A 15,682-nucleotide genomic window follows, 5' to 3' on the forward strand; every position below is an offset into this window, starting at 1 on the left:
CTACTCCGACTCCAGAACTTGCCTGGCCTTCTCGGTAACCACGCCCCCGGCCTTCCTGTCGGCGGTTGTCTCCAGGAATCCGTCTCGGCGTGCGCGCTTCATGTGGTCCTTGATGGTGTTCAAGTTCTTTTCCAACGCCTCAGCCAGCCAGCGAACGGGGGCCGGAGTGCCTGCCTCAGACGCACTCACGTAGAGGGCGGACAACAGGGCCAAGTACCGGTCCGAGATGCCCTCAGAAGCCAGCACAGCCCTTACTGCTTCTGCCCCCTGGTCTAGTTTCAGAGCGATGCCGTGGGCGCTTTCGTGTAGCTCCTGCGCCTTCTCCGCGATCCGGCTTAGCTCTGGCTCCATCCTTCGGAGAACGGTTGTGGTAACCCCACGCGCCTTGTCCCTCGGGTCTGCGTCGGGTGCTGGCTCGATGGCGAGCCGCTGTGGCCCGCCCTGGTAGTGACCGGTTGGCCACCAGGCCGCGAGCACCCAGGACCCCACACGCTGTCTGATCTCGAATCCCTCGTCTGTCATGCGACCCAAGGTAGACCGAAGTCACCTAGGTCTGTCAACTCTGCATGAGTGGTGTGCCTGGTGGTGCTGGGCTGAATAAACCATGTGACCCGTTCCACAAGCAGGGGGTGGCCGGCTCGGAGGAACCCCAGGTCAGAAGTTTATTCAGGTTTACTCATGTACCCAGAAATGGCACGTCTGGGTTTGCTCTACCCCGAACTTCGGGGCAATCTTGAAGTTGTCAGGCCGACACGGGTCGGACAGATCAGGAGCGTTAGACGAGATGCGTTACAGCAACTACAGCAACGTATGTGAAGAACCCATCATGACTGCGAATGCGGTACAAGCATTCATCTACGTCGAATGGGCATGTGGATGCGGCCACGGGTGCCGCCCCGTACAGGCCAACCAAAAGCACCTGGCGGAACTCCTTGCACCACTCGTAGAGCAGATGGACGCCGTAGAAGTCCTCCGCGCACTGACTCAGATAGACCGGCGTCGGATTAGCAAGCTGCGAGACAAGGAAGCGGCCAACGATAAGGCCAAGGCGAATGGCTGCACGGGTTGCCTGGCCAATCCCGGTGAAGGGTGCCTCCACAAGCGAACTGGGGAGCCGATCAGGTGGAGCCATCCCGAACGGCTTATGGCAATCGGGATTGAAGCCCTCCCCAATGGTGACTGGCAGTACATCTAAGGAGATTGGGAAATGACTGACGAGACTGCGAAGGCCCTGGAAGAACTGGCCGGTGATGTTGTCTTCCATCTCGCCCTGACAGTGGACCTGGGGCGGATGAAGGCAGCCGACGCTATCGACATGTGCACTGGGGCACTTGAGATGACCCAGGAGCAGGCAGAGAAGTTGTTGGATCTCGCCATTACGAATATCCACAGTGAGCGAATGGAGGATGAGGAAGCGTGAGCAGTGCCACGGAGGCTCGGTGGTTTCGGCTTCGAGTTCACGGGTGTAAGGCAATCAACTCCCGTACCGGCGCGATGCTGGCAGTGATGATGGAGTTTTCCGACTGGGATGATGACTCGTTCCGCCGGAACAAGGGGTTCGGCGGTATCAACATGAGTAAGACGACCGTTGCTCACCACATGGGCAAGACCCGAGGAAGCGACGTTGACGACTGGGTCAATGAAGCTGTGACGGCAGGCTGGCTCATCGTTGAAGACGCTCCCCGTGCACGCCCCTGGCGCTTCCGGATCGTTCTTCCGTCGTGCTGTGCGGGGCGGGATAAGCCTTCTGATCGGTGCACTGCGAAGCCCCGCACCAAGCGAGGGAACCGGGGGAACCTCGTAAGTGCAAAGACCACCACCCCAACTGACTGCCCCGAAGTTCAGGTAGTGACTACCCCGAACATCACTACTACGACTACCCCGAAGAACACTACTTTGGCTGCCCTGAACATCGGGGGACTACCTAGTAAGAGTCCTAGTAAGGACCTAGTAATACCTAACCCTGTTCCTGATGAAGAAGGAAATTTTTGGTAGAGAGTCAGGGGCCCTACGGGGCCCCTTGTCTTTTTCCTTCACCAGGTAGAGGACTGAACACAGCGAAGGCAGAGAGGACGACAGTCCGGACAGTGGAACTAGCCAGCCTTGGGGCTGGCAGTGACACGGGACAACTGGTTGTCCACACCAGGGGTTCGTACCTGGTGCCAGTTGTCCCCCGCCGCCGTGGGCTGCCCGTTGCCCTCTGAGAGTCCCTGTGTGGCCGTCTGACGCCTTGTTGGGTGGTCCGGTCGTCTGCGGTCACGAGAGGCCGTCAGAACGGCGTCTGTGGCTTCTGGTCCTGTGGACACCTGTCCGGCCTCAGAGGGCCGGGGTAGTTAGTTCAGTAAGTTCAGTTGATTCACGGGCCCGCCTCTGTGTGGCCGTGGGGCGGCCCTGATGCCGTCTCGGGTCTTCTCCGTACCCGCTGATCCTCCTGGGCCGTCCTAGCGGCCTCTGGGCCGTTTCTCGGCCCCCTGATCCGGTGTACGCATCCAGGCTTTTCGGGTGGCTCCTGACGTGGGCTCAACCCCTGAGCCGGCCAGGTGACTTGGCCCACACTTTCGGCAGTTCCCTGCCTCGCACCCCCGAGTGCGGACCTCACCTCTTTTATGAGAGCAAGAAGGGTTTAAACCGCTTCTTACCTACTTGGTCTCACTTCGGGACTCACGAGTCACGAATCGATTCGCTCCTCTGAATCGTCTCGGTGTGTCTGGACCCAGCCCTTACCGGCTGGGTTCATTCCTTTGTGCCCAAAAAATCGAGTGAACTACGGAAGGAAGGTCCGCCATGAATGTGGTCTCAATGTGCGCACGGTGCGATAAGCCCAACGAAAGGCGGACCGGTTCGCTGTTCTGCTCCAAGAGTTGCGAAGTGATCGGCGACCGGATTGCAGCACGTTGCTACCGCCGTACTGGTGAACGTCCTAAGCCTCAGACAGCGGGTGAATGGAGGGCGTATTACCGCCGCTTCTCAGAGAAGCGAGAGCTGATGCCCTTCGCTGCCAACGAAGCCATCTGACAAACCAATAGAACCTAGGTCGTCCAGGTTGGGCGGCCTTCTTTGTTTTCGGGAACCGTTCTGGAGGACGGATTATGCGAGTAGAACTTGATGACGACTATGACGTGAAGGCCCTGCGCCGTTTGCTCAGCAAGATAGAGCACGACCCCGAGTCTGATTGCTGGTGCTGGCAGGCCACCACGAACAAGCCTGAGAACGGGTACGGGTTGATTTACTACCAGGGAAAGCTGGTTCTAGCCCACCGACTGTCTTACATGTTCTTTGTTGGTCCCATTCCGGATGGCCTTGTGATTGATCATGTGAAGGCTCGTGGATGTTGCCATACAACTTGTGTTAACCCCAGGCATCTTGAGGCCGTGACTCAGCAGGTGAATACCTCTCGTGGTGAGGCGGGGAAGACCTACGCCGCTAAGCAGCTTGCAAAGACGCATTGCCCTGCCGGACACGAGTACAACGAAGAGAACACCTACAGGCGTTCCCGAGGCGACCGGGAATGCCGCATATGTATGCGTGAGAGTGCCCGTGTCCGTACTCGTGCGTATCGAGCTAGGCGGAAGGAACCCAATGCCAAGTAACCGTGCTCATAGCGGCCGTTGTCCCCGTAAGGGATGCCAGTTCAGTCGGACTACTGGTTCCCACTGCTGTAAGGCTTGCTCTTGGATGAGGAAGGTACATAAGTACGTCCAGGATGGTGTTCTCAGTGAACGCACACATCCCGGCCTGTCTCGACGCCTGTTTGTAATCAACGTTTTCTTTGATAGCCGTGAGAACCCCAGCGATCAAATGCCCCAGGCTTCGTTGGATTACCTCTTTGAACTACTCGCCTATGCGAAGGAGAATCGCTAATGACTGCTTTCGATATCCCTGCTGACCTTGACCCAATTGAGTACGCGCGTAAGGCCGGAGAGATGGCCCGTGCCCAGGTGCCGAACATTGAGTCCCAGGAGCCTGCCACCCTGCCACAGCTCACCCGTGATGACCTTCTGGAAATGAGCCCGGCCGAAATCAACGAGGCTCACGCTAATGGGCAGTTCTCTCAGATGCTTGGTCTTATCTGAGATCCCAACCTAGACAACCGAGACTGACTTAGGGGCCCTCCACTGCGAGGGCCCTTCCTATTGAAGGAGTTTTCATGTTCGAGATCCCCCAGGGATTCAATCTTCCCAGTGACGCTCAGAAGGTACTCAAGCGTCGTGACGACCTGGTTCGACAGCTTGCCCAGTTCAAGGCCGAGAACGCCGACTATGAACCGCGTAAGCGAAATCACTACAACCATGCGAACCCTGGTTGGTTCACTCCCGCACTGGAGTATGCAGAGGCCCAGTGGGCCCGTGAGATGAAGGAAGCGCTTAAGGCCGGTAAGGATTTCAAGTCTCTTGACGAGTACCTGATCCCGTTCCAGGAGAAGGCTGCCGAGTACCATCCTCGGATTAAGGCCCTGGAAGAGCTGATTGCAGAGGCCGACAAGGAACTTATTGCGACCATGCGCCCGATGCTCGGGGAGCTGGTGGACCAGGCTTTCACTCAGGCTAGCAAGGCTGAGACGGAGTACGCGGAGGCTATGCGAAAGGCTCAGTCTGCGCGTGCTGAAATGGGATCGGCGGTCAACCGATTCTGTTGGGCCGTGACTGGTGGTCGCAAGAGTTCCGTTAGTGGTATTGGCTTTGGCTCCGGAACTCGTGACGGACTTGGTGGATGGCAGGCCACCGGTGATGGTCGTATCACCGTAGAGTCAATGCGTGCCCTGGGTCTCTACAACCAGTGGGAAGGCGCTCTCATGCTTCCCGAGTTTGAGCACATGGTTTACAACCCGGAGAATCCTCTTGCCGAGGAAGTCGGCCTGGAGGTCACCCGGAATGCCGGGACTCATGAATGCCCGGCGTGTGGTCTTCGGGTGAATACTGGTGGCCGTCGCGTTTCCTGTGTTGGCACAGAGGGTGCCCGGCACACTCGGACCACGTTCGTTCTCAAGGATGACCTTGAGGGAGAGCGTCACCCGAACTTCCCCAAGAACCGTGGGAAGACCTTTTAATGAGCTTTCGGGTTGATGTGGCGGCAGGGTTACGGCGGAAGGTCTATGCCCTGCTTCTGCTCTGCGGGTGATACCCGAAGCTATGAAGGAAGTTGGTTAGGTGGCTGCCTCTCGTTTGAGCGAAAGGCTCTGTGTGGGGAGCTGCCCAACCATGTTGGGTGGGGCTAGCGCTGGCTCTGCCTCTAACTGGATATCGACTGCATAAGAGAAAGCCCCTGGCTGGTCTCCGAAAGGGAGATTGTCTAGGGGCCTTTTTCTCGTCTCAGGTGCTTACTGCCAGGGGAACTCTTCCCTCAGATAGTCGGCTGCCCTCTCTGCGTTGTCTGGGTCGTCTCGCAGCATTCCTAGTGCGATGTTGCATTGGTGGTGGAGGATGCCTCTGACGCAACGTCCACACGACTTCCGTCCGGGGCAGCATGTGTGATCGTGGTCTATGACGATTCCGGGACGGAACTTGCCGATAGGTTCGGTGCAGATTGGGCACCTCCCCCGCTGGTACAGGTGTATTTCCGCGTACTCGTCATAGGAGAGTCCGTACTTGCGAACCCTCTTGGCTATCTCCTGTTGATCCTCATTGCACTTCGGGCTATCGCATCTGAAGGCCCATACGGTCTCGTTCCCACTGACCACAAACCTTCGCTCATTCATTCCCCCACAACAGGCACACTTGGCCGTGCCCTTGATCTCCAGCATTCCCGCCCTTACACCGTTCCTCTCGTCTCCCCTGGTGCCTCTACCACTGAGACAGGAGATCCCCCAGGCTCTCACTGCCGGGGACAACGGCAGGTGCCGACGTGGGGTTTGGAGAGTCCTGTACGGCCGTCTGCGGCTCGCTCTGGTCCTGTCGGGACTCTGCGGTCACGAGACGGAGCCTGGGCCGTTCTGACGGCCTAGGAGGCTTCCTGTTCTGCTCAGGCTGGACCGTGGTCCCTTCACCCTGCGTAGACGGCCGGCTGAACCCTGAGTGATCGCCCTGGGGTTCGGGGGACTGCCCTGCGAGCCAGTACGTCTCTGCCCTCCGGCCTCCATTGGCCGGTCCCTTCACCATGGCCAAAGCCCCAGTGGATACGAGCTGTTGAACGTCTGCCTTGGTGACCTTGGCACCACGGAGAAGGGCCGTGGAGGCACAGCCAGGGTTGGCCGACACGTACGCCAGGATGCGGCTGGGGGTGTCCACTGCGGTCCGGCCCGTCTTGGGGGTGCTCTCCTGGTCGGCCACCAGGGAGGTAGCGCACTTCACGGAGTACCGGACGAAGGAGAACGCGGCCTCCAAAACGTCTCGGGTGATGGTGGTGGACTGTTCCGACGCTGCCAGCACAGCAGCGACACGCAACGTCTGTTCGGCAGTCCGCTCGACCATGACGCCCTGAGACTCGGGAAGGTTCTCACCCAGGACACGGCCGTAACGGCGTATGAGCCTCCACAGGGGCCTAGCGTCCTCTCCCAGGCTGACAGTCCGTGCCTTGGACCGTGCCCAGGCGTAGGCGTCCTCCAGGGCCTCTGTGTCGATCGTGGGCAACTCGGCTTCGTCGTCCAGCATGGGGACGGCTCGGAGCGTGAACGGCATGATCCGATTCAGGCTGCCTCCCTGGGCCTCAGAGCCCCCAAGGGCGAACTTGGAGAACTCTGCCGGGGTGATGTGGCAGTGAAGGACGAGACGGGGGCTCTCGACGGCCTTTGGCTCCTTCACGGTGCTGTTGCGGAGCGGACCCCCGTCCCATGCCTTCCGAATCGTGGTCCCGAACTTCTTGTCCTTCTTGGCCTGGAACAGGTCTTCCGACCATTCTTCCGAAATGGAGAGGCATCGGGTGTCTATCCCGCCTTCACTCTCGGAGGTTGCCTCTGCCTGTTCGGCAAGGTGAGAGATGATCGCTGCCCCGGACGTGAATCCACTTGTGACGAACGTGTCCAGGAAACGCCCCAGGGGCTCACTCATGACGTGTTCAGCGGCCCTGAGGGCATTTCCCTTGCCGCGTCCCGTACCGGCCACAAGAGCCGACCACAGGAGCACAGGGCGAGCCTTGCCACGGGACGACACATGCACGGTGCCAGAGATGGCCGCAGACCACATGGAGAGGGTCGCCGCATAGATCCCAACCGGGTCGGTCTCCGAGTAGGGAGCAACGTCCTGGACGGCCTTACCGATAGGGCCGTAGAGAGTCGGGGTAGTTCCTGCGCTCACTGGTTATGTTCCTTTCCTGGTGTTGGTTCTCAGGCAGCCTGGGCAGCCTTGAAGGCTTCCCGGATATCGGCAGGGATACGGCCACGGTCGGCAATCTGGTAGCCGTTCTCACGTGCCCATGCACGGACTTCATTTGCCTTCACGATGCGACGGCCGATGTTGTCCCGAATCTCGACGGCCGGAACGTCGGGGGTCTTAACGTCCTGGGAGTTCTTGTACTGGGCTACGTAGTGCTCAGCCTTGGCAGGGAAGTTCTCCCACAGCCAACCCCTGAACTCGACGTGAGAGGCAGTGAAGTCCACACCCTTGCCGTGGTATTCGGCCCAGTCGATGAAGTGCGAACGCTCATCCTGGGTGATGCCCTGGAACCGCGACCGGTGCCGTGCCCACTGTGCCCGTGCCGACTGCTCAGCAACGTTCAGCTTCCGGCCCTTCATCGCCTTACGGCCGTCAGTGATGCGCTGGCAGTAGTCCGTGAGGTCATCGAACCGGGACGCACGGGCAGGCTCCTCCTGGCCGTCCTCTGCCTGGGAGTTGGCAGGCTCCTGAACTACCTGAGTGGCAAGGGAGGTTGGCTCAGTAAGGCCGGTCTCTTCCCGCTCCTCCTTCACTGCAACAGGAGCGGCAGCACTGGCCGCCGCAGCAATCGGCATCAGCTTGTCCATGACGGCCACAAAGAGCCCCTTGTGTTCCTCACAGAGGTCCACAGTCCGAGAGTCGTTGCCCAGGCTCATGCTGGCCTTAGTGACGGCCTCTGTGTCCTCTCCCTTGCCCTGGCAGGCATCGCACACAGTCAGTTCTACAGGCCGCATAACCGTCTTAAGCACTGCCGTACTCCCTCACGCCTATCTAGTGGAGGCTCCACCGTACACCCCTAGTCATGCCAGAACTGGGTGTGAAGGAAGTTTTGAGGCGTGATCTCAATCACAACTGATGCAGTTATTGACCCTGAGAGCTAACCGAACTTACTGAATTAACCCATTGCTCAGAGTTGTCACTTAGTTACGCAGTGGGTTGGGTTATTTAGGTAAGTTCAGTTGATTCAGAGGGGTACGGGCCAGTTGTTACCGACAGTGAAAATGAATTTACCTAGAGGGTGGGGTAACAAGGTTAGTCGAATTGAAAAGAGAACCGGCGGAGCGTGGCTCTCCGATAACGTACGTTTCTGGGCCTTTGGCTTTCTTTGTGAAACCTTTGCCCTTATTGACCTCCATTCTCGAATAGGTGATTTAGGTCACAATCCATAAGCGACCATAAAGAAACCCCCCCCTACCGGGAAAGTAGGGGGAATTCTTCCGGGGTTAAGCCCTCATGCGTAGGCCCTTACCAAGAGGGTTCCTACGTCCTTCCCTTCCGGGGGAGAGATGACCTCGGCTTTGATATCCGAGTACCCCGAAGAGGCCAGAAGGGCCGACCACTCCTCTGGGGTGTAGTCCCACCTGGTCACTGCCTTGGCCTCTCTTAGCTGACCCACGGGCTGAGTGCCGGCCGTTGGGGGCTTGTGGGAGAAGGCCAGCACGCCACCAGGGGAAAGCCTCTTACGGACCAGGGGGAGAAGCTGTTCAGGGTCCGTGAACCAGACGGGCCCGAAGATGGACAGGACCACATCGAAGGGGCCTTCTGTGTGGCTCAGGTAGTCGGTCACCTCTGCCGTGTGGAACGTGAGGCCGGGCAGGTGCCCCCATCGGGCTACGGCCTTCCCGTGCTGGCTCGGAGCGATATCGACCCCGGTACACGTCGCCCCAAGGGTGGACAGGTGGGCCAGGTTGCAGCCGGTACCGCATCCCAGTTCCAGGACGGTACGGCCCTGGAGGTCTCCGAGGATCGATTCATCGGGGCCGTGGTCGGGGTACTGGGTCCAGTTCAACCACGTACGGGCACCAGAAGCGTTGGCTTCTCTCCGTGGCGTCCGTCCCTGGGCGTATCGCTCCCAGGCATCAACGACGTCCATACGGAACCTCTCCTCATGGGGACGACTCCCCCCGCCGCCGAGGGGAGTCGCCACTGTCAGCGTTGTGCTACTTCTTCCCGCTGTTGGGGCTGTCGGTGCACCCAGCGTGGCACTGGGAGCAGTCGGCCGCGTCCTTCATGACCCACAGCTCCGGGTCGATCTCGAAGCCGGAAGCCTGGATGGCCTTGACCGTGTCCCGCAGGGCGGGGGGCTCCCCGGTCTCCTCTCCGGGCAGGTGCGGGACGTGGTGGATGTAGCGGCCCGCGTGCTGGTCGCAGAACTCCATGTAGTTGATCGAGTCGAGCACGAACGAGTGGACGCCCAGGTCCACGTCCTGAGAGGGCCCCATGCGGACCTCGGGGCACTCGGCAGAGGTCACCAGGTAGGCGACGGCCTGAGCGAAGATGCGCTCTGCCAGGTCACGCCCCATGGCGTGATCTCGCATGATGAGTCGGACTTCCCTGTCCCACACCTGGGACGGGACGCAGTTCCGGGGGTCTCGGACCTGTACCGCAGTTGCCATCAGTGGTTCCCTTCACGTGGTCGTGCTCGGGTGATGGAACCCACCCCGGCCACCCGAACGCGCCTGGGTGACCAGGGCGGGGCTCAGGGGTGTGCGCGCCGCAACTTCGCCAACGTACGGGCCTGTTGGTGGTGTCGAGCCAGGGCGGCAAGCTGAATGCGTTCCCTGTCATTGACGGGACGTACAGAGACGGCATGGGTCCGCCAGCTCAGGCCGGAGGGGCGGATCAGGGTGAGCATGGGCCCGTGCCGATCCTGGATGACACCGACCATGTGACTGGTGTTGTCGAACACGGCCGTACCGGGCTCGCACGGTGCCTCTTGCTGCTGTCCTGATGCCATGCCGTCGCGCCTCCCGTAGTTCGTGGAGGGAAAGATGATCCCCGAGTTACGGAGCGATACGGCGAGTTATTCACGTTGTCGAGTAAAGATCACCTGCGACAGTCGTGGGCCCAGACTTCCAGGTGTTCCCGGGCGTCGTCCCCGAACAGGGCGTGTTCCTCATATGAGTTGAACCGGTTGATCAGGTCTTGAATATCCCGGTTATCCCGGAACACGATTGCACCTAGGTCCAGTTCAGCCGTCGCCAAAGTGTCGTCGTACACGGTGAATGTATTCAAAGCCCCGGAAGTGAAGTGGACTCCCATGGGGATGACGCCTAGCTGAATGTTCGGCTGACGAGTGAAGGATGCAAGCCGGTCAATCTGCATGGCCAGCTCGTGTGGTGGCACGAGTGGGTATCTAACAGCTTGTTCAGTCAGGATGAATGTGAACTGTTTGGAGCGATCAAACAGGACCCTTTGCCGGTCCAGTTTCATAGCCACGGCTTTGGCTTGTTGTTCTGGCGGTGCCTGGGCCAGGCTGGCACGAACGTATTCAGGGGTGGCCAGGAGCCCGGTAACCATGGAAAGAAGAAAGTAACGGAACGTCGTGGAGGATGACTCAAGCCCAGCTAGCTGCAACTGCTTCTTGTCGAGGCCCTTCCTGCGGAGGGTTCTGCCATCCTGCCATTCTGTCTGTGCGATGCGAGCAAGCGCCATTACCTCAGCCGCTACAGCGGGGGAGGCATCCAGGCCCCGGAGGATCTGTTCAACATCGAGCAGCGATGGGCGGCTCTTGTTGCCCTCAATCCTGCTGATCTTGGATTGAGACATGTTGCAGCGCGCAGCAAGCCGGACCCCTGAGAGCCCGGCTTGTTTGCGGAGGTGCTTCAGGATGGCCGACAGCTCCCGGCCACTCTGCTCTAGCTGGTCAGGGTCGATGGCCACCGTTTCACGTACTCCCTGAACGGCACTGATTCCGCTATTGCGATGCGCTGGTATTCGACGTACGGCGCAGGATCGCCCTCGTAGAGTTCCCGGCTGATCTGCGTACCGTCATCCTCGTACTGCATGAGAACGACTTCCGATTGATCAAACAGCCAGAAGTCCGGTACCCCCTTGAGGGGGTTGGGGCGGTCAGTCACATCCAGGATGCGGATCTCATCTCCGGCAGCTTCGTGTACGTCGTAGTACATGAACTCGAACCGGAGGTAGTCCGTGAGTGGCCGCGTGACGATGTGGACGCGCCCTTTGGACTTGCCCTCTGCCTTGACCCTCTTCAGGCCCTCTGTGTAGCCAGAAGAGTAGTTCTCAGGGTCCAGCCTTTGCCCGGCCAGGAAGTCCCGGATATCACCGTCTTCGCTCGGTACCCGGTACACGGGGAGCGTTTCGAGTCGCCACGCCTCCCGTTTGAAGCCCTGAACCTTGGCTGTCCAGGCTTCACCATCCAAGAGCACGGAACGCCTCCCTCAAGGTCTCCTCAGGGATCTCAACAAGCCCTTCGCCTTCCGGCGCGGTGAACGCCTTGGACACATCTCCCTGGACCACGAACGACCCGGAGGCCGTCCGGTAGACGTTCGGACAGTCGTCGTTGTTGCAGTTGCCGTTCCCGTTGCCAGTCAGTCGAGTCAGTTCCTCACGAGTCATAGCCGTGTACCCCCTCATGCGGCCCCTGGCGGGCCGGTCGTGATGACAGTACGAGCGGGGCGGTTGAGCCGTCTATGCACGAACGCGACTATGCGCGACATTGCATAAACAGGGCTCCGGGGGAACTGAACTTACTGAACCAACTGGCCCCGGCCGTGCCGGTGAGCACCGGGACTGGTGTGGGGGCTGGTCCTCGGGGTGGCGGTCCCGAGGAGTGAAGGAAGCAAGACGAGACCCCCGCCGGTCGGTGGCGGGGGTCTGTGTCTCTGAGGGCAGGGGGCTCAGGCGGCAAGGGCCTCTTTGACCTGGGCGAGGCTCGGGTTCGTCATGACGGCTTCCTCACCGGAGGGGGCAATTACCAAGACCGTCGGGACCGTCTGGTTACCGCCGTTGGCCTGCTCCACGAAGCTCGCCGACTCCGGGTCGTGCTCGATGTTGACCTCGCTGTAGGCGATGCCCTCGCGGTCCATCTGCCCCTTCAGGCGGCGGCAGTAGCCACACCAGGTGGTGCTGTACATCGTCACGGTGCCGGACATCTGACTCTCGCTTCCTTCGCGATGGAACTGAACTGAACTGAACTGGTTGACGTCAACTGACTGACGTGAACCGAACGGAACCGACCGAACGGGACCGACCGAACGGAACCACGGGGAACTCGACGGTCTGGGGGAGGGGGGCTGGGAGAACGGACGGGGACTGGCGGGAACTGCCGGGAACTGGCGAGTCTGGCAGGAACGGGACGGGCTGCCGACGGCTGTCGGGCCGGACGGGACCGACGGGACGGACAGGACGGACGGACACGTGAGGAACGTCCGACCGCGGCCACACATTCCCGCCGCCAGTAGCGGCCTGATCGAGCCGATGCCCCGTCCGCGTTCCCGGCAGCACCGGGGGACCACCGGAGAAGCATCGAGGTGCTCCTGGTGAAAGGTCCTGGCCAGGCCATAGACGACCAAGGCCGGTCGAATCCTAGCCAGGTTTGATGGTGGCGAGCTGCGCGAGGAGCAGGACCAGCCGGTAGGCGTCGCCAAAGTCGGCCGCGGTGAATGTGACTGTCCGGCCACCTTCATCGCGTGAGACCCCTGGTACGAGTGTCGCCAGGTCGATCATGAACGGCGCGGAAAGGTCGACCTCGACATCGAGCGGTCCGGCCAGGGACAGTGGCGCGACCTGGGCCCGCCGGTTGACGGCGTCGGCCGCCGCACGACGCAGCCGCTCCCGTGCTTCCTCGGGGTGCAGGGCGATGGCTGCGCTCTGGCCAAGGGCTTGCTTGACCGCGACGGTGACCGCCGACGGGAGTAGATCGTGCAGTTCGGCGCAGGCGCTGTCATCGCCACTGAGCAGCACGACCGGTACGTCCAAATGTCCGGCCATGGCGGCTCCCGGCTCCTTCCGCGCCGTCCCGCACCCGTCCCTCCGCCCGTCCCGCGGGTTCCCGCCGTTTCCGCAGGTTCTCCCACTCCCGGCGTTCCCGGTGTTCCCGCCGTCCCCGGCGGGCCGGGGGCGTCCGCTACCCACCGGTGCCGTCTCACCCGCCGGGGAACCCCCACGCCATCGCAGAACCGGGAGGCTCGTCGGACAAGCAGTCCCCAGCTGTGGACAGCCGTACCGGCCGCCCCTCCTGACCTGACAGCATGGCGGGGTGACAGCAGCGACCGACCCCGCCCTCTTCCCGAGCCACCCGACCGGCGCTCACCCGGCACCGCCGCAGGACGCCGACGCGGTGCTGGAGGGGCTGGACCCGGAACAGCGCGAGGTCGCGACCGCCCTGCACGGCCCGGTCTGCGTCCTCGCCGGAGCGGGAACCGGCAAGACCCGCGCCATCACGCACCGCATCGCCTACGGCGTCCGCGCCGGGGTGCTCCCCCCCGCCAGCGTGCTCGCCGTCACCTTCACCCAGCGGGCCGCCGGTGAGATGCGCGGGCGTCTCCGCCAGCTCGGCGCCGGCAACGTCCAGACGAGGACCTTCCACTCCGCCGCCCTCCGGCAGCTCCAGTTCTTCTGGCCCAAGGCCGTCGGCGGCCCACCACCACAGCTGCTCGACCGCAAGGTGCAGGTCGTCGCGGAGGCCGCCGCGCGCTGCCGGATCCGGCTGGACCGCGGTGAACTCCGGGACGCCACCGGGGAGATCGAATGGGCAAAGGTGACCCAGACCGTCCCGGAGGACTACCCGGGCGCCGTCGCGGCGGCCTCCCGCGAGGCGCCGCGGGACCCAGCCGAGATCCGCCGGATCTACGAGCACTACGAACAGATCAAACGCGACCGGGGCGCCATCGACTTCGAGGACGTCCTGCTGCTCACCGTCGGCGTCCTCCAGGACCGCCCCGACATCGCCGAGACCGTGCGCGCCCAGTACCAGCACTTCGTCGTCGACGAGTACCAGGACGTCAGCCCACTCCAGCAACGGCTGCTGGAACTCTGGGTCGGCGAACGGGAGAACCTCTGCGTGGTCGGGGACGCCAGCCAAACGATCTACTCCTTCGCCGGAGCCACCTCGGACCACCTGCTCGACTTCCGGGCCCGGCATCCGCGCGCCACCGTGGTCAAGCTCGTCCGCGACTACCGCTCCACCCCACAGGTGGTGCACCTCGCCAACACCCTCCTCGGGCAGGCCAGCGGGCGCGCGGCGGAGCACCGGCTGGAACTGCGCTCACAGCGTGACCCCGGCCCCGAGCCCGGATACACCCCCTATCCCGACGAACCGGCCGAGGCCGAGGGGGTCGCCCGGAGCATCCGGGACCTCGTCCAGGCGGGCACCCAGCCGGGCGACATCGCCATCCTGTTCCGGATAAACGCCCAGTCCGAGGTGTACGAACAGGCCCTCACCGACGCGGGCGTGCCCTACCAACTCCGGGGCGCCGAGCGCTTCTTCGAACGCCCGGAGGTGCGCGAGGCGCACGTCGCGCTGCGCGGGGCCGCCCGCGCCGGGAGCAACGACTCCCTCCTCGACGACGCCGTCGACCTGCCCTCCCAGGTACGCGCCGTGCTCGGCACCAAGGGCTGGCAGCCGGAGCCCCCGGCCGGATCGGGGGCCGTCCGGGACCGCTGGGAGTCCCTCGCCGCGCTGGTCCGCCTCGCCAGTGACTTCGCCGAGGCCAACCCAGGGGCCGGGCTGCCGGAACTCGTGGAGGAGATCGGGCAGCGGGCCAGCGTGCAGCACGCCCCGACCGTGCAGGGCGTCACGCTCGCCTCGCTGCACTCGGCGAAGGGTCTGGAGTGGGAGGCGGTGTTCCTGGTCGGGCTCACCGACGGCATGATGCCGATCACCCACGCCAGAACCGAGGCCCAGCTGGAGGAGGAGCGTCGACTGCTGTATGTCGGCGTCACCCGTGCCCGGCGGCAGCTCAGCCTCTCCTGGGCTCTCGCCCGTTCCCCGGGCGGCCGGGCCGTGCGGCGTCCCAGCCGCTTTCTGGAGGGGCTGCGGCCCGGCTCCGGCGGGGCGACCGTCGGGCGGCGGGGCAGCGGCCCGAGCGTCGAGCGAGGGGAGCCGAGCCGTGCGGCGCGAAGCCGGGTCCGCCGGGGTCCCGCCCGCTGCCGGGTCTGCGGGCGCTCGCTGACCGACCCCGGCGAGGTGAAGCTGATGCGCTGCGAGGAGTGCCCCTCCGACCTCGACGAGGAGCTGTACGAACGGCTCCGGGAATGGCGCTCGGAGCAGGCGCTGCTGCTGGGGCAACCCGCCTACTGCGTGTTCACCGACAAGACACTCCTGGCCATCGCGGAGAACGTTCCGGACAGCGAGCTGGCGCTCCGCCGGATCTCCGGAGTGGGCGGACGCAAGCTCGACCGCTACGGGGCGGACGTACTGGCGATCTGCGCGGGCGAGCGGCTGACCAGCGAGAAAGCGGAACTCGAAGATCCGGATGATGTCACGGAAGCTGTTACGGAGAGCGCCGAAAAATAGTTTGCGCCCGCCGTCCCAGCCCTCATAGCCTTCCGAGGTGTGGAGGGGGCGGGGCTTTTCGTCCCAACCCCTTCCATGTTGTACTGAGCCCTGAAAATCCGTAGGTCGGCTT

Annotated in this window: 15 protein-coding genes and 2 pseudogenes; 6 read left to right on the forward strand and 11 right to left on the reverse strand. The window is 62.5% G+C overall.

Translation table 11 applies throughout. From position 1 onward, the window contains the following. Positions 1-522, reverse strand: a complete 522-nt coding sequence (locus E0L36_RS11290) for a hypothetical protein (RefSeq protein WP_180928894.1) — start codon at positions 520-522, stop codon at positions 1-3. Between the two features lie 262 nt (positions 523-784). Between E0L36_RS11290 and E0L36_RS11295 the strand changes: the two genes are divergently transcribed. The 5 genes from E0L36_RS11295 (at position 785) to E0L36_RS11315 (ending at position 5,047) form a co-directional block, all read left to right on the forward strand. Further along, complete coding sequence (locus E0L36_RS11295; RefSeq protein ID WP_180928895.1) at positions 785-1,195, forward strand: hypothetical protein; 411 nt, start codon at positions 785-787, stop codon at positions 1,193-1,195. A gap of 12 nt (positions 1,196-1,207) precedes the next feature. Further along, entirely contained in the window at positions 1,208-1,420 is a 213-nt protein-coding gene (locus E0L36_RS11300) for a hypothetical protein (protein WP_180928896.1), read from the forward strand. 1,669 nt (positions 1,421-3,089) lie between these two features. Beyond that, positions 3,090-3,590, forward strand: a complete 501-nt coding sequence (locus tag E0L36_RS28490; RefSeq protein WP_180928897.1) for an HNH endonuclease signature motif containing protein — start codon at positions 3,090-3,092, stop codon at positions 3,588-3,590. Positions 3,591-3,860: 270 nt separating this feature from the next. Further along, positions 3,861-4,073 (forward strand): hypothetical protein, encoded by a 213-nt coding sequence (locus tag E0L36_RS11310; protein WP_180928898.1) that lies wholly within the window; start codon positions 3,861-3,863, stop codon positions 4,071-4,073. 74 nt (positions 4,074-4,147) lie between these two features. Beyond that, positions 4,148-5,047, forward strand: a complete 900-nt coding sequence (locus tag E0L36_RS11315) for a hypothetical protein (RefSeq protein WP_180928899.1) — start codon at positions 4,148-4,150, stop codon at positions 5,045-5,047. Positions 5,048-5,317: 270 nt separating this feature from the next. Here the strand turns inward: E0L36_RS11315 and E0L36_RS11320 are convergent, their stop codons facing one another. The 10 genes and pseudogenes from E0L36_RS11320 to E0L36_RS11365 form a co-directional block, all read right to left on the reverse strand. After that, positions 5,318-5,740 (reverse strand): endonuclease VII domain-containing protein, encoded by a 423-nt coding sequence (locus E0L36_RS11320; RefSeq protein ID WP_180928900.1) that lies wholly within the window; start codon positions 5,738-5,740, stop codon positions 5,318-5,320. A 40-nt stretch (positions 5,741-5,780) separates the two neighbouring features. Beyond that, the gene (locus E0L36_RS11325; protein WP_308416728.1) at positions 5,781-7,229 is read right to left on the reverse strand and encodes a DUF3987 domain-containing protein; all 1,449 of its coding nucleotides are present in this window, start codon (positions 7,227-7,229) and stop codon (positions 5,781-5,783) included. A gap of 29 nt (positions 7,230-7,258) precedes the next feature. After that, positions 7,259-7,357, reverse strand: a pseudogene (locus tag E0L36_RS28495) (histone-like nucleoid-structuring protein Lsr2); the annotation flags it as partial. A 1,181-nt stretch (positions 7,358-8,538) separates the two neighbouring features. Next, the gene (locus E0L36_RS11335) at positions 8,539-9,180 is read right to left on the reverse strand and encodes a bifunctional 2-polyprenyl-6-hydroxyphenol methylase/3-demethylubiquinol 3-O-methyltransferase UbiG (RefSeq protein WP_180928901.1); all 642 of its coding nucleotides are present in this window, start codon (positions 9,178-9,180) and stop codon (positions 8,539-8,541) included. A gap of 67 nt (positions 9,181-9,247) precedes the next feature. After that, positions 9,248-9,625: a hypothetical protein gene (locus E0L36_RS11340; protein ID WP_258016141.1), complete on the reverse strand. Its 378-nt coding sequence runs from the start codon at positions 9,623-9,625 to the stop codon at positions 9,248-9,250. A gap of 508 nt (positions 9,626-10,133) precedes the next feature. Further along, positions 10,134-10,970 (reverse strand): helix-turn-helix transcriptional regulator, encoded by an 837-nt coding sequence (locus E0L36_RS11345; protein WP_180928903.1) that lies wholly within the window; start codon positions 10,968-10,970, stop codon positions 10,134-10,136. Further along, positions 10,946-11,479, reverse strand: a complete 534-nt coding sequence (locus tag E0L36_RS11350) for a DUF6879 family protein (protein ID WP_180928904.1) — start codon at positions 11,477-11,479, stop codon at positions 10,946-10,948. Before E0L36_RS11350 ends, E0L36_RS11345 begins: the two co-directional genes overlap by 25 nt. Beyond that, positions 11,463-11,669 (reverse strand): hypothetical protein, encoded by a 207-nt coding sequence (locus E0L36_RS11355; protein WP_180928905.1) that lies wholly within the window; start codon positions 11,667-11,669, stop codon positions 11,463-11,465. Before E0L36_RS11355 ends, E0L36_RS11350 begins: the two co-directional genes overlap by 17 nt. Before the next feature lie 281 nt (positions 11,670-11,950). Continuing rightward, on the reverse strand, positions 11,951-12,205 hold the full coding sequence (locus E0L36_RS11360) for a mycoredoxin (RefSeq protein WP_180928906.1): 255 nt from the start codon (positions 12,203-12,205) through the stop codon (positions 11,951-11,953). A gap of 433 nt (positions 12,206-12,638) precedes the next feature. Next, a pseudogene (locus E0L36_RS11365) lies at positions 12,639-13,049 on the reverse strand (M55 family metallopeptidase); the annotation flags it as partial. Positions 13,050-13,311: 262 nt separating this feature from the next. On the opposite strand from E0L36_RS11365, the gene E0L36_RS11370 reads away from it, so the two are divergent. Further along, positions 13,312-15,570 (forward strand): ATP-dependent DNA helicase UvrD2, encoded by a 2,259-nt coding sequence (locus tag E0L36_RS11370; RefSeq protein WP_180928907.1) that lies wholly within the window; start codon positions 13,312-13,314, stop codon positions 15,568-15,570. Positions 15,571-15,682: the final 112 nt, after the last annotated feature.

Origin of the sequence: Streptomyces sp. AJS327, from assembly GCF_013450295.1 — a bacterium.
In the GTDB taxonomy this organism is placed as follows: Bacteria; Actinomycetota; Actinomycetes; order Streptomycetales; family Streptomycetaceae; genus Streptomyces.

Excerpts from the sequence above, each read along its gene's own strand:
- E0L36_RS11290 (WP_180928894.1), bottom strand. The coding sequence starts at position 522 with ATGACAGACGAGGGATTCGAGATCAGACAGCGTGTGGGGTCCTGGGTG.
- E0L36_RS11295 (WP_180928895.1), top strand. The coding sequence starts at position 785 with ATGCGTTACAGCAACTACAGCAACGTATGTGAAGAACCCATCATGACT.
- E0L36_RS11300 (WP_180928896.1), top strand. The coding sequence starts at position 1,208 with ATGACTGACGAGACTGCGAAGGCCCTGGAAGAACTGGCCGGTGATGTT.
- E0L36_RS28490 (WP_180928897.1), top strand. The coding sequence starts at position 3,090 with ATGCGAGTAGAACTTGATGACGACTATGACGTGAAGGCCCTGCGCCGT.
- E0L36_RS11310 (WP_180928898.1), top strand. The coding sequence starts at position 3,861 with ATGACTGCTTTCGATATCCCTGCTGACCTTGACCCAATTGAGTACGCG.
- E0L36_RS11315 (WP_180928899.1), top strand. The coding sequence starts at position 4,148 with ATGTTCGAGATCCCCCAGGGATTCAATCTTCCCAGTGACGCTCAGAAG.
- E0L36_RS11320 (WP_180928900.1), bottom strand. The coding sequence starts at position 5,740 with ATGCTGGAGATCAAGGGCACGGCCAAGTGTGCCTGTTGTGGGGGAATG.
- E0L36_RS11335 (WP_180928901.1), bottom strand. The coding sequence starts at position 9,180 with ATGGACGTCGTTGATGCCTGGGAGCGATACGCCCAGGGACGGACGCCA.
- E0L36_RS11340 (WP_258016141.1), bottom strand. The coding sequence starts at position 9,625 with ATGCGAGATCACGCCATGGGGCGTGACCTGGCAGAGCGCATCTTCGCT.
- E0L36_RS11355 (WP_180928905.1), bottom strand. The coding sequence starts at position 11,669 with ATGACTCGTGAGGAACTGACTCGACTGACTGGCAACGGGAACGGCAAC.
- E0L36_RS11360 (WP_180928906.1), bottom strand. The coding sequence starts at position 12,205 with ATGTCCGGCACCGTGACGATGTACAGCACCACCTGGTGTGGCTACTGC.